The organism is Sporolactobacillus spathodeae (assembly GCF_016908935.1).
Classification (GTDB): domain Bacteria; phylum Bacillota; class Bacilli; order Bacillales; family Sporolactobacillaceae; genus Sporolactobacillus; species Sporolactobacillus spathodeae.
This window is the reverse complement of the sequence record NZ_JAFBEV010000008.1, coordinates 75708-89284: the sequence shown is the minus strand read 5'-3', so window position 1 is coordinate 89284 and position 13577 is coordinate 75708. Positions and strand designations below refer to the sequence as shown.

Here is a 13577-nt window from a genome sequence, read left to right as displayed (position 1 = left end):
TTGTGGGGATATCTATGAAAACAGTTATTACAATAGATATGAGAATGATAAATAATTCAGGTATTGGAACCTATATTTCAAATGTAGTTCCCATATTGATAGAAAATATGTCTGATTGTCATTTTAACCTCATTGGAACAAGGGAAAGGCTAAGAGTATATAGTCAACATTCAAATGTTTCGATTATTGAATGCACTTCAAAAATTTATTCTTTGAGAGAACAAATAGAAATAATTAATAAAGTTCCATCTAGTACAGATCTATTGTGGATACCTCATTTTAATATTCCTATTTTATTTAGAGGTACACTATTAGTTACCATTCATGATATATTTCATCTAGCAATGCCGAATTTTGTAGAGGGAAAAATAAAAAAATTCTATGCAAAAGTAATTTTTCGCTTTGTTGCAAAAAAAGCTAAAAAAATAATAACAGTTTCACATTTTACAAAATCTGAAATTTTGCATTACTTGCGTTATGATCCTAATGATATCACAGTTATACATAATGGAGTAAATAATAGTTGGTATATTGCTCAAAATGTTCAAAGCCAACCGGATGTCCCATACATACTATATGTTGGAAATGTTAAGCCCCACAAGAATCTAAAAAATCTAATTAAGGCGTTTTTATTAATTCAAGATAGAATTTCTCATAATTTAATTATCGTTGGAAAAAAAGAAGGATTTTTGACCGGTGATGAAGAATTGGTGCAATTTGCTGAAAAGTATAAACATAGAATTAGATTCACTGGGTATATTGACGACAATAAATTAAAAAATTTAGTTAGAAATGCTGATGTTTTTGTTTTTCCTTCTCTTTATGAAGGATTCGGGCTCCCTCCTCTTGAAGCAATGGCTTGTGGGACTCCAACCGCAGTTTCAGATATTGCACCGTTACGAGAGGTTTGCGGAACAAATGCCGTATATTTTAATCCAAAGGACGAAAATGATATTGCTCAATGTATAAAGTTGTTAATTTCGGATGAAAGGAAAAAAAAGGAATTATCTCAAAATGGAAGAAGGTGGGTTGAAAATTTTTCTTGGATGGAGTGTGCCAAACAAACGGAAAAAGTAATAAGAGAAACAATTAGTTCAAATAATCATAGTTAATTTTTTAATAAATTGATGCACTTTCATTAAGTTAATAATTTTCTAGCCCTTCAGATTTATGTTAGGAGAACTGACTTCTTTCAATTAATGCCACTTGAAATTGACTAATCTTAATAGGCCATTTTAAGAATATAAACACATATAAATTAGTTTATTTAGACTTTTTTAAGAAAATAAGGGTAACCGTTTTTGAGGAATTATAACTCACATTACTTTTTATATCCAAATTACGATATGTATTTAAAAGAGCCTCAAGGTTTTTGATTATTACGAATCAACAATAAAGACTAATGCAAAGTTATATACCGATTATTCCTCTGCATTAATGGTTGACATATTTAAAATGCTAAAAGGAGGAAACAAAATTTTGAAAGGTGTTATTTTAGCTGGTGGAAGCGGCACGCGTCTCTATCCGATTACACGTTCTATTTCGAAACAATTGCTTCCGATATATGATAAACCGATGATTTACTATCCATTATCGATATTGATGTTAGCTGGTATCAAGGACATTTTAATTATTTCAACACCGAAAGACACACCGCGTTTCCAAGAGTTGTTAGGTGATGGGTCGGATTGGGGAATAAATCTGCAATTCAAAGTTCAGCCGAGTCCCGATGGACTTGCTCAAGCTTTTATTTTGGGCGAAAAGTTCATTGGTAATGATAGTGTAGCCTTAATATTAGGAGACAATATTTTTTACGGACATGCCTTCACCAGTATATTGGAAAAGGCTGCTTCACGTTCTACCGGGGCAACCGTATTCGGCTATAACGTTAAAGATCCCGAGCGTTTCGGAGTCGTTGAATTTGGCAGTAATGGAAAGGTTATCTCAATTGAAGAAAAGCCTGAAAATCCTAGATCAACATATGCAGTAACTGGTCTCTATTTTTATGATAATCAAGTTGTTGATATCGCAAAGAATATTAGGCCATCAGCTCGAGGAGAGCTGGAAATTACTTCGGTTAATGAAGCTTATTTAAATCAAGGCCAGTTGAATGTTGAATTGCTAGGGAGAGGATTTGCCTGGCTGGATACCGGAACCCATGAATCGCTGCTCGAAGCCTCACAATTTATTCAAACCGTAGAAAATAGACAAAGCCTGAAAGTGGCTTGCCTGGAGGAAATTGCTTTCCGGAAGGGTTATATTAACGCCGATAAGCTTTTGCAGTTAGCACAGCCGCTAAAAAAGAATGGTTATGGAAAATATCTTCTCAATTTATTGAGAACACAGAATCTGATATAAAGGCGGGTACTGGCTATGGGGAAAATCAAAGTGACGAATACCTTTTTAAAAGGTGTCAAAATAATTGAACCAAAAGCGTTCGGAGACAATCGCGGTTATTTTATGGAAAGTTACAACGCAGAGGAATTATCTGAAGCGGGCATACATACGAAATTTATTCAGGATAATCAGTCATTATCTAGCGAACCAGGCATTGTGCGCGGTCTCCACTATCAATTGAATCCGAAGTGCCAGACGAAATTGCTTCGCGCATTGACAGGCGCGATTCTTGACGTTGTTGTCGATATTCGCAAAGGGTCACCAACTTTTGGACAATGGGGCGGCTTTATTTTGAGCGAATATAACCATCGCCAGCTCCTGATTCCAAAAGGATTTGCTCACGGCTTCTGTACGCTGACGCCAAACGTCAATGTTTTCTACAAAGTCGATGAATTTTACGCACCGGAGTACGATCGAGGTATTATGTGGAATGATCCAGCCATCGGTATTCACTGGCCAGTCAGCAATCCAATACTCTCTGAGAAAGATAAAAACCATCCATTATTAGAAGACGCGGAAATGAATTTCGAAGTGGGAGTTGACGACTAATGAATATTCTGATCACAGGCGGCGCCGGATTTATCGGCAGCAACTTCGTCCATCATATGGTGCGTTTTCATCCGAAAGATATGATTGTCAACTATGATCTGTTGACCTATGCCGGTAATTTGGAAAATCTGAAAGATATTGAAAATCATCCGACCTATCACTTTGTCCGCGGCGATATCCGCAATCGCGAACTCTTGGAATATGTGTTCGATCAATTCAATATTGATACAGTGGCTAACTTTGCGGCAGAATCTCATGTTGATCGTAGCATCACCGAACCGGATCTTTTTGTGAAGACGAATGTTTTAGGCACACAAACGCTACTAGATGTCGCAAAAGGCAAGAATGTGAAGAAGTACTTGCAAATCTCCACTGACGAAGTGTATGGCTCTCTCGGTCCGGACGGCTACTTCACTGAGACAACGCCTCTTGCACCGAATAGCCCCTATTCCTCAAGCAAGGCATCGGCGGATTTGCTCGTTCGCGCCTACTATGAGACCTATGGAATGAACGTCAATATTACCCGCTGCTCGAATAACTATGGTCCTTACCATTTTCCAGAAAAATTAATTCCATTGGTAATTACTAACGCACTCGAAGGCAAAGAATTACCGGTTTATGGTGATGGAAAAAATATTCGCGATTGGCTCTATGTCGAAGATCACTGTGCAGCCATTGATCTGGTGCTCCATAAAGGCATCTCCGGGGAAATTTACAATGTCGGAGGACACAATGAAAAGAAGAATATCGACATCGTCGAGTTGATTGTAGATACGCTCGAAAAATCCCATGATTTGATAAAACATGTAACCGATCGTCTTGGCCATGACCGTCGCTATGCGATTGACCCGGCAAAGATTGAATCTGAACTGGGTTGGAGACCGCAATATAATTTTGATTCGGGAATTAAAGAAACGATTCAATGGTATCTCGAACATGAGGACTGGTGGCGTAAGATAAAGTCCGGCGAATATATGGACTATTACAAGAAGCAGTACGGAGCCAAAAACTATGTTAAATAAGGTTTTGGTAACGGGCGCACAGGGACAACTGGGCAGAGAACTTACATTGATGCTTCAATCCAAGGGGTATAAAACATTTGGATTAGGACATGCCGAATTAGACATTACGAATCTTGCCCAGGTTCGTGATGTTTTTCAAACGATAAAGCCCGATGTGATCTGCCATACCGCGGCTTATACTGCGGTGGATAAGGCAGAATCCGATCGCGAAGGTGCGTTTCTCGTCAATGCTTATGGGACTCGGAATGTGGCGATCGCAGCAGAAGAAATAGGTGCCAAGCTCGTTTACGTAAGCACGGACTATGTGTTCAATGGAGAGAAAGAAGGCAGTTATTCTGAATTTGATATGCCTTGCCCATTAGGCGTTTATGGACAGTCCAAATACGCTGGCGAACAGTTTGTGCATGATTTTCACTCTAGGTATTTTATTGCCCGTACATCCTGGGTTTATGGAAAATACGGCAATAATTTTGTCAAAACAATGTTGAAGCTAGCAGAAACCCATGATCAAATTAATGTGGTCAATGATCAACGCGGTTGCCCAACATACACCTACGATTTAGCTGAGAAAATCATTGAGCTGTTTGAAACCGATAAATATGGTACCTATCATATTTCAAACTCTGGAAACTGCACATGGTATGAGTTCGCAAAGGCGATTTTTGAGATAAAAGGTATTCATATTCAGGTCAATCCATGTACAACTGAAGAATTTCCAAGGCCTGCAAAGCGACCAAGAAACTCTAACTTTATGCATATTGGGCTTAAATTGAATGATTTTAACTTTATGGAAACATGGCAAAAATCGTTAGTAACTTTCTTAAATGATGATTTGTAACCTGTTGCATTTCCTGAGAATATATACTTGAAACATTGGATGGTACAAGAGGATATGAAAAAATTATTGGCGAATACCATATTTAGAAATATAATATCACTCTTAATTTTGCAAGGAAGCAATTATATATTGCCCTTATTAACATTTCCATATTTAGTTCGAACATTGGGTACGGAACACTATGGTAAATATATTTTCATAGTTACTTTAATGCAATTTTTAAATTTAATATGTGATTATGGTTTCAATATTTCTGCAACGAAAGATATTGCAGTTAACCGATTTAATAATAGAAAAATAGAACAAATATATAATTTAGTCATTACAATAAAGTTGATTTTTACTTTCCTCGTCGGAATATTATTATTTATTGGAATTATACTCTTTGTGCATAGTGATAAATCCCTTTATTTTATTGCATTTTTAATAGTAGTGGGAAATAGTTTGTTCCCAATTTGGCTTTTTCAAGGTTTAGAAAATATGAGATATATAACAATCCTAAACATTATATCAAAACTGATTAATACCATGCTAATCTTCATTTTGGTACACAATAGTGATGATTTAAATATAGCAATTTCATTGCAAGCTATTAATTATATTTTGCCTAGTATTATGGCACTGTACATAATTATAAAGCATTATAAGTTTGAACCTAAGTTAATACTTGAAAGCAAATTGATAAAGGAACAAATAAATAGTGGGTTTTATATTTTTATTACGACACTCTGGATAAATTTTTATACTCAAGGGCCAATTATTATTTTGGGTTGGCTTACAAATAGTAAAACTACAGGACAATTTGGTGTAGGGCAGAAGATAATGGCAGCTTTTTCAGGATTGATTGCTCCTGTCAGTCAAGCCGTTTACCCACACATGTGTTTGCTCTATGAAAAGGATAGAAATAAATTTCATCAGTTCAAGAAAACATTGAATATTATTGTATTAATTATTGGTGGGATTATTGCAACAGGGATGATTTTTGCATCTTCAACGTTAACAAAAATAGTAACAGGTGAAGATAATTTTGAAATAGCTGAGCTACTGAAGTTTTTTGCCTTTGCTATATTTTTTGCAGTAATGAATACTATTTTAGCAAGAGAGATGTATGCAATGAATAGGCAAAAAGTTCTCAATAAATTATATTTTGTTGCTTCAATCATCTTCTTGATAGTTTCATTTCCACTCACAATAAAATATTACGGTTTAGGTATGTGCATCTCGATCGTAATAACGGAAGGGATCATATTTATATTGAACACTCGAAATATGATTGGTTCTAAAACAGTACGGACTAACTAGGACTTGCTATATAAAAGAAAAGTCTTTATATAATAGGTAATTTGAATAAAAAACCTTCAAGATTTTTGCTACGATTAGATCAAAAATTCTGTAAAATAAATAAAAATCTCTTCTTTGTACTAGATAAGACTCGATTAATGATGCAAAATTTGTTTGGTTTAGCTGCATTAATGGTCATTTATCTACATATTTGATTCGGAAGATATGGATTCTACAAACATGCCACTTGTACAGCAAACCCTAATTAAATATTATGCAAAATTAATAAGAAGGGACAATGGTTATCCTATGAAAGATAAAATTATGTATATAGCTGCACATCAAAAAAATATAAACGATGAAACATCGGGAATTCAAAAAAAAATTAAATCACAAATAAAAGTATTTGAAAGATGGGGATACAATGTAGAACCTATTCATGCTAATACGACTAGTAATTTACTTTATAAAGTATTAGTGACTTTTTTTGCTTTTTACTTCGTTTATAAAAAAACCAAAAATGAAATTAATGAACAGATTAAGTTAACCTATATTAGATATGAAAATCCAGATTTATTTTTACTGAAATTTCTAAAAAATATTTCAAAGAGATCTGAATCCAAAATTGTCCTTGAAATCCCAACATATCCCTATGATAAAGAAAGAATATCTAGAATAATGGGAAATGGTCACTTGAGTTTAAAAAACATAATTATTAATATATATTTCTATATAAATGACGCAATCATTAGGAGATTATTGAAGAAATATGTAGATTATATATATACTTTTTCAGATGATAAACAAATATTTGGTATTGACGCAATAAATAGTTCAAATGGTATTGATGTAGAAATGTTGCCTATTAGCAGTTCTCACTTTGATGGTAAAATTTTAAATATAATCGGTGTTGCTACCTTAAACCGTGAGCATGGCTACGACAGAGTAATTAATGGAATTTACCATTATAAAAAATATAAAGGGCCAATAGGCATTATGTTTCATGTTGTAGGCGATGGACAACAAAGAAAAGAACTTGAGAAGTTAAGCAGTGATTTGAAAATTGAAAATTGCATTCACTTTTACGGAGCTAAATCGCGTAGAGATTTAGATGTCTTATTTGATAAGGCTGATATAGGTGTGTCTAGCTTGGGACGTCATCGTCAAAATATTTTTAAGATGACTGACCTAAAATCAAGAGAGTATTGTGGAAGAGGGTTACCGTTCATTAGTTCGATAATTGATAAAGATTTTTCGAAACAGCCATTTCAATTTTGTATTAAGCCTGATGAAAGCTATATAAACTTTAAGGAATTAATTGAGCATTACGAGAACTACATAAAGAATAATAAAAATTTTAAAATGTCTATAAGAAAATTTGCTGAAGAGAATATCACTTGGGAGAAGAAAATGGAAGCTATAAATCATATATTGATGGAACAAAGTGAACGTGATGTTTATCATACTGGTAGGACAAATACTGATTAATTCGATAAATTAATCGTCTTAAATACTAAATAACCGACTATGATTAAAAATTGAAATTGAATTCTACTTTAAGTAGAGGCTGCTGAACATATTAAAAATGTTGATTTATCAAGATTTTTGCTTTCTTTTCAGCAATTTGTAACCGTCAAGTAGTTTTGAACATTTTTGCTAATTAATTTTGAACACTTTTCTCGTTAAAAATCGTGCTCGCCTTCCCTGCCGACTTGAACTTAGTGGGCGATGGTACATGATTACAGCCAGTGGATTGTACCAGGTATGCCATCTTTATTACCACTGATTGCCAATGATTTTACCACCTATCGCCAAAACATTTACCAGAAAAGCTCTCTACAAATATCGAGTTTGGAAATCTATATAGATTTTCTTTCGATTGGTGGGGACGAAGTCCCCTTAGATTTAAAGAACTCCGAATCCACAGTTATCGTTCACTTTCCTTCAATGAAGAATCCCCCACTTGATAGAAGTTAGGAGGGGGATTAAAATTTAATTCCTTATTAGAATAAATCTAAGCCTAATTGTTTTTTTAGATGTAAGCGTCAAATAATGGACACCTTCTTTTGATGAAGCGGTCATGCGATAATGCTTCTATCAAATAATTAGGATGATGATCCATGACACGGACAGAACTAAAAGAACTTTGTCAGAAACGAATAAACGATTTCGAGGCGAGCAATTTCACGGGCGTTCGATGGTGTGCTGATCAGGAGATTCCATTGAGTCAGTTCCGCTATTGGAGACGAAAATTGCGCCTTATCTAGCTGTCTCAGCCAACGGATCAATGGATGTCTATTGAACTGGAAACCCAGACGACACACGCTCCTTTGTTGATTCATTGTGGATTCGCTAAAGTTGAAGTTCATGCCGGGTTCGATCCGGATCTGTTTGCGGACGTTCTTCGGGAGCTGCGTACCCTATGATCTGTGAGTCCACCATTGAAACGGTCTATTTGGCCAAGGGTCCTACGGACCTTCGTAAATCGATTGACGGATTGTCCGTATTGGTTCAAGAAGGCTTTCATCTTGATCCATTCTCATCTTGCTTGTTTGTCTTCTGCAATCGTAAACGAGACAAGTTGAAAATTCTTCATTGGGAATACAGTGGATTTTGGCTCTATTACAAACGATTAGAAAAAGGAACGTTTCAATGGCCGAAGGCCAATGACGCCAAAAACGTCAATTCGGCGCTTCGAGCGAAAAGACACATCCGGAGCAATTAACCCTTCAATTATTCAATGAAGCAGAAAGTGAATCAGATGCCAAAGCTCCAGAACCTACTGTCGAAACAATTACCTATAAACGAAAGAAATCCCAAGGGCAGCGACAGGAAAAATTGGAAAACCTGCCGGTTGAAGTGATTCATTATACTTTGCTTGAACAGGAGCAGACTTGTTCTTGTTGCGGAGGCACCTTGCATGACATGTCAACTGAAGTCCGCGAGAAGCTCAAAATTATTCCTCCCCAAGTCAAAGTGATCCAACATATTCGTCATTCCTGGACACATTCCCAACAAGCAGATTCGATATATTTCACATATTTATACACAAAAAGAATTGAAGGCTTTCTTTGCTTCCATTGACACATGCCAATATTCATCTTTTTCACCAACACGGTGTTATGTCATCCCAGTGATCTTCAGGCTGATTTATTGCTGTGGGCTCAGATCATCTGAAGCCCGTCTTCTCCTAGTGAATGATGTGGAGCTGGTAACTGTATATTGCCATTGAATAGGGACGTCTATGACATGTTTTAGGGACACCTCTGCCATGATGAGGGACACAATAAAATTGGGTGTAATTTCATTATATTGTTCGATCAAGTTGTTATAGCCTCTTTACCCCCTTCCCTATATTTGTGATATTTTCTGTTTTCTTCAAGAACCTATCAAGGGTCATAGGCTTCGCCCTCCCTACGGTCGCCCTTGACAGAACCTCGAAGAAAACAGGCAAGGTAGCTAAGATAGGGAAGGGGATAGTGTGCAAATCTTTCTGTCCCTCTCTATGGCAAACATGTCCCCCATTTTTGACCTAAGTGTCCCTCAGAGATGGCACAAGTGGGCTTTTGTGATGGCAATATACAGTAACTGGAGAAATCATTATACGCGAGTCCAAAGGGTGGAGATCACGTGTCATTTATATGAGCAATGATGTGCTTGCAGTCTGCAGGAAATATGATTCTGTGATCAAAGCCCTTTTACCTATACGGGAAGCCTTTTTCCCAAATAAGCATGGTAAATGCTTTAATCGTTCTATAATGGATTACTGGTTTCACGAATTTTGGGATCATTTGCCTGAGGCGAATGAGTTGACCGGAAATCCTGCACGTATCCACGCATTTCGACACACATACGCAGTACACAAGCTTAACCAGTGGGTAAGGGATGGCTGTGATGTAAATACCCTTTATCCATATCTCAGTGAATATATGGGACATGCCAACTATGCCGACACAGATTATTATCTCTCATTGATCGATGAATTCTATCCAGATATGGAACAAATGATGGCTTCTCTTAACGATGACATTCTTCCCGAGGTACCCCATGAAGAAAAATGAAATGCAATTTTATCTGTTACTTCGGGATTTTTTGGGAGAATATCTTATAGAGAAAAGAAATTTTAGTGCTAAAACAGCCAATGCTTACCGGCAGTCACTAACACTATTGAGAAAATATTTCAAAGAAGCAAAAGGTATTGGTTTTGAAAGGATGGGTTTTTCACTTTACAAACGCGAATTGATTTACGAGTTTCTTTGTGGCTAAAAACAGCTAAGAAAAATTCAGCCAGTACGCTTAATCTCAGACTTTCTGCGATTAAGTCATTTTTGAAATATTGCAGTGAAGAGAATATAGAACTGACTTCCTATTATCTGGATATTTCCTCAATCCATGCTTTTAAGACATCAAAAGATAGTTGTATTGAATTCCTTTCCCAGGAACAATTGAAGCTTCTTTTTTCAATACCAGATACATCAACAAGAATTGAGCGAAGAAATTGTTTTTTTATGATACTGATGTACGAAACAGGTGGCAGGTTACAAGAAATATTGGATCCAACACTGAACAGTATCATTAGAGATGAAAGCAGAGTGAAAATCATCCTACATGGAAAAGGCAACAAAACAAGGAGTGTCCCTTTACTTGGACAAACTGTCCGTCATTTTGATGCCTATCTAAAAGAATTTCATAAGCAGAGAATCAGAACGGATTATTTGTTCTATACCGTCCATGACTCAACGCACACGAAAATGAAGCAAGGGACAGTTGATTATTTTCTCAAAAAATATGGATCCCTTGCCAAGGAAAGAAATGAAAAATTTCCTTCGGGTCTTCATGCGCATATGTTAAAACACAGCATAGCCATGGCCATGTATAAAAAAGGGATTCCCATTTCCTATATCCGGGATTTTCTAGGACATAAAAGTATTGACACGACAACTGTGTATTCCCATGCTGATGAGGAAATGCTTACGAAAGCACTTGAGTCAGTAAATGACGTGGTAAACAGTTTGCCAGCAATAAAGAAACACTGGAAAGGAAATGAGCAATATCTGATCGCCTTATGTGGACTGGATTGAAAAATATTATCTTCAATTTCAATTGATACATCTTTGACCTGCTTAACTTTTTAACAAAAATTGAGGATAATAAAAATTTAAATATAATCATTTGGTGTTCGCACACGAGCAGGCATAACGATAGTATGATAATAGTCAGCCATTTCTCTGTAAGCACGGTTTAAAACGAGTTCCTTTCTCGTATGCTTGGTCACGCTCGTTTTAAGATTGTCTGGGACAACTATTTGTGTCACTCCTCCAAAGAATTCATAAGCATGACGGTGAGCGATGATCCACGAATGCAGATCCATGGACAATGTCGCTTCCGCATAGGATAGTTGGCTACATGGAAGGGTGGCAACGAACACAAAGGCTTTGAGTCTTTCTCCTGTATCTCGATCATTAATGAATGCTGTCGCCCCCGCCCAATCAACCTCCATGATTTCTCCAGGTTTTCTTCGAATGCGTAGTGTCGCCTTATGTTTATCTGCGTATTGACTGTAGTGACGCAGAAAACTTCGATAAGAATAAGGAATTTTGTTATTGACGCGACACTCAGCTTCATATTCGTGATGAAGGAGAGAGCGTTACATTCGGCTTAGACAGCTCTGCATGAATCCGGTCAAAATTCAGCGGATGACGACCTGAGGCTTCCAAAGCCTTTTCTGGAAATATAAAATCTTCAATCCACTGATTTGTCATCTCATCTTCTAAAGGGCAGGATAACCCTTTTTTCTTAGCTAGTTGGATGATCTCCGTTACCTTTTGGCAATAATTACCTGTGCTTGCGGCAATACCTCTCAAACTAATCCCTTCATTATGAAGTTCCAATATCCTTCGATAATGAATCATAAAAAAACACCTCCTATAAAGTAGATTTGACACACCTGCGGTGTGTCCACTAATTATACAGGAGGTATTGTGGTAAATAGGCTTGTCATTTATTGGTACATTCATTGTCATTGCACGGTAAAAAACATGGCGTTAGTGGTACATTTCATTGGCTGTAATCATGGTACATTATCACGAACGATGTTCGATTTGATTTAAATACTCGAGAACATTATCAGATTTTCTATTAAAAATTCCCCCATTGAAGACAAAGTGGGGGAATTTTTAATGCCAGTTATTCCGGACAATATTTCCGGCAATCTTCGGCAACAACTGCCGTCATATTCTGGACACCTTACGGTGTCATTAACACAAGCCCATTATACAGGAGGTGGCTCTGGTGTGGCATAAGTGACTCAATATTTTGTCCTAAGGTGCCCTAAAATATGGCACGGTTGGCACTATTCAATGGCAATATACATCTACTGGCTGTAATCAGGAGTGGATCTGTCTGAAATGGCTCAGAAATATGGCACAAGTAGATTTTTACGATGGCAATATACAAATCACTTTAGAAAATTTTTTCTATGCTTATTAAGTAGACGAGCGGGCCATTCCTTTAAATAAAGTAAAAATAAACCAATGAATAAGATAAACAAGAACCTTGTTATGAAACTCCCACTAATTATAGCCATTTTACTACCGAATAGTATAATAATGTAAATGGGAATAATGTGACAATAATATAAATCTAATGATTTTTTTGATAGATAAATCACAAATTTATTACTGAAAATTTTTAGAGGTAGATTAAAACTTAAAAAATAAAATAAAATATAACTTACAAACAAACCATACGAAAAATAATACAATGTTGGAGGATATTTATACAGTTGTGTTGGTGCAAATTTATGAAATACAAAAAGAATAGAAAAGATAACAAAAAAGATAGTTGAAAAAAATAGTAATTGCTTCTTTTTTAGATGGTAGATTCTTATGCCCAGTGCAGCGATTAGGCAATAACCAAATCCTTCAGCGATATAATATTCAAATATTTTTTGTGCTGCTCCCGAAAAATGAATATGACGATCTATATATAATAATATTGCGTAAATAATATAGGAAACAGTCAATAACAAAAAATAAATAGTGTTATTTTTTACTTTATTACTTATTAATAATATTAAAGGATTGAATACAGCGATAATAAAAAATACGCGCATTATCCAAACATAACCAATACCATTAATTATTAAAAATGAACTTAAAATGTTTCTAACACCAAAATAATAATGTTGATGAAATATGAGTGCAATGACAAAGAATACCCCGAAGAACAAAATGAGGAATTTCCATGTCGGTATTATCAATCTATTAAATCTTTTGATTAAATATTCGCGATAGGGCAAGTTTTTCTTTTGAGAACTTAAATAAAATGAAGAACCCATTAAAAAAACCATAAGGGTTACATCAAAATTTCTTAGTTGAAAAATAAATGTATTCGGCATACTGTGAGCGACAACAATACAAATTATTGCTATGGCTCTTAATACGTCAATTCTTAAGTCTCGACTAACTGGAATTTTCAAAATACATACC

At 35.8% G+C, this 13577-nt stretch carries 15 protein-coding genes and 1 pseudogene; 13 read left to right on the top strand and 3 right to left on the bottom strand.

Features of this window, described 5'->3' with window-relative positions; translation table 11 throughout:
* The first annotated feature begins 14 nt into the window (after positions 1–14).
* The 13 genes and pseudogenes from JOC27_RS06040 (at position 15) to JOC27_RS05980 (ending at position 11168) form a co-directional block, all read left to right on the top strand.
* A complete protein-coding gene (locus JOC27_RS06040) occupies positions 15–1112 on the top strand; it encodes a glycosyltransferase family 4 protein (RefSeq protein WP_205006108.1) in 1098 nt (365 codons plus the stop codon).
* Positions 1113–1479: 367 nt separating this feature from the next.
* Positions 1480–2358 carry a glucose-1-phosphate thymidylyltransferase RfbA gene (gene rfbA / locus JOC27_RS06035; RefSeq protein ID WP_205006107.1) on the top strand — a complete coding sequence of 293 codons (879 nt, stop codon included), beginning with the start codon at positions 1480–1482 and terminating at the stop codon, positions 2356–2358.
* A gap of 15 nt (positions 2359–2373) precedes the next feature.
* Complete coding sequence (gene rfbC, locus JOC27_RS06030; RefSeq protein ID WP_239529924.1) at positions 2374–2946, top strand: dTDP-4-dehydrorhamnose 3,5-epimerase; 573 nt, start codon at positions 2374–2376, stop codon at positions 2944–2946.
* Positions 2946–3968 (top strand): dTDP-glucose 4,6-dehydratase, encoded by a 1023-nt coding sequence (rfbB, locus tag JOC27_RS06025; protein ID WP_205006106.1) that lies wholly within the window; start codon positions 2946–2948, stop codon positions 3966–3968. Before rfbC ends, rfbB begins: the two co-directional genes overlap by 1 nt.
* The gene (rfbD, locus tag JOC27_RS06020) at positions 3958–4806 is read left to right on the top strand and encodes a dTDP-4-dehydrorhamnose reductase (RefSeq protein WP_205006105.1); all 849 of its coding nucleotides are present in this window, start codon (positions 3958–3960) and stop codon (positions 4804–4806) included. The genes rfbB and rfbD overlap by 11 nt, the downstream gene beginning before the upstream one ends.
* A 54-nt stretch (positions 4807–4860) precedes the next feature.
* Positions 4861–6108: a flippase gene (locus tag JOC27_RS06015; protein ID WP_205006104.1), complete on the top strand. Its 1248-nt coding sequence runs from the start codon at positions 4861–4863 to the stop codon at positions 6106–6108.
* 219 nt (positions 6109–6327) lie between these two features.
* Positions 6328–7575: a glycosyltransferase gene (locus JOC27_RS06010; RefSeq protein ID WP_205006103.1), complete on the top strand. Its 1248-nt coding sequence runs from the start codon at positions 6328–6330 to the stop codon at positions 7573–7575.
* A 632-nt stretch (positions 7576–8207) separates the two neighbouring features.
* Positions 8208–8354 carry an IS66 family insertion sequence element accessory protein TnpA gene (gene tnpA / locus JOC27_RS13660; RefSeq protein ID WP_415641019.1) on the top strand — a complete coding sequence of 49 codons (147 nt, stop codon included), beginning with the start codon at positions 8208–8210 and terminating at the stop codon, positions 8352–8354.
* Between the two features lie 155 nt (positions 8355–8509).
* Positions 8510–8812, top strand: a complete 303-nt coding sequence (gene tnpB / locus JOC27_RS06005; RefSeq protein WP_205006102.1) for an IS66 family insertion sequence element accessory protein TnpB — start codon at positions 8510–8512, stop codon at positions 8810–8812.
* Positions 8761–9084: pseudogene (locus tag JOC27_RS13595) on the top strand (IS66 family transposase zinc-finger binding domain-containing protein); the annotation flags it as partial. The gene tnpB and the pseudogene JOC27_RS13595, both read left to right, overlap by 52 nt.
* A 599-nt stretch (positions 9085–9683) precedes the next feature.
* Positions 9684–10148, top strand: coding sequence for a tyrosine-type recombinase/integrase (locus tag JOC27_RS05990; RefSeq protein WP_205006135.1), 465 nt, complete (start codon positions 9684–9686; stop codon positions 10146–10148).
* Positions 10135–10353, top strand: a complete 219-nt coding sequence (locus JOC27_RS05985) for a site-specific integrase (RefSeq protein ID WP_205006100.1) — start codon at positions 10135–10137, stop codon at positions 10351–10353. The genes JOC27_RS05990 and JOC27_RS05985 overlap by 14 nt, the downstream gene beginning before the upstream one ends.
* Positions 10344–11168 (top strand): tyrosine-type recombinase/integrase, encoded by an 825-nt coding sequence (locus JOC27_RS05980; RefSeq protein ID WP_205006099.1) that lies wholly within the window; start codon positions 10344–10346, stop codon positions 11166–11168. The genes JOC27_RS05985 and JOC27_RS05980 overlap by 10 nt, the downstream gene beginning before the upstream one ends.
* A 77-nt stretch (positions 11169–11245) precedes the next feature.
* Here JOC27_RS05980 and JOC27_RS13410 read toward each other — a convergent pair whose 3' ends face one another.
* The 3 genes from JOC27_RS13410 to JOC27_RS05970 form a co-directional block, all read right to left on the bottom strand.
* Complete coding sequence (locus tag JOC27_RS13410) at positions 11246–11587, bottom strand: hypothetical protein (RefSeq protein ID WP_239529920.1); 342 nt, start codon at positions 11585–11587, stop codon at positions 11246–11248.
* A 121-nt stretch (positions 11588–11708) separates the two neighbouring features.
* Positions 11709–11999: a hypothetical protein gene (locus JOC27_RS13405; protein WP_239529918.1), complete on the bottom strand. Its 291-nt coding sequence runs from the start codon at positions 11997–11999 to the stop codon at positions 11709–11711.
* A gap of 545 nt (positions 12000–12544) precedes the next feature.
* Positions 12545–13567 carry an acyltransferase family protein gene (locus tag JOC27_RS05970; RefSeq protein ID WP_205006098.1) on the bottom strand — a complete coding sequence of 341 codons (1023 nt, stop codon included), beginning with the start codon at positions 13565–13567 and terminating at the stop codon, positions 12545–12547.
* Positions 13568–13577 lie beyond the last annotated feature (10 nt).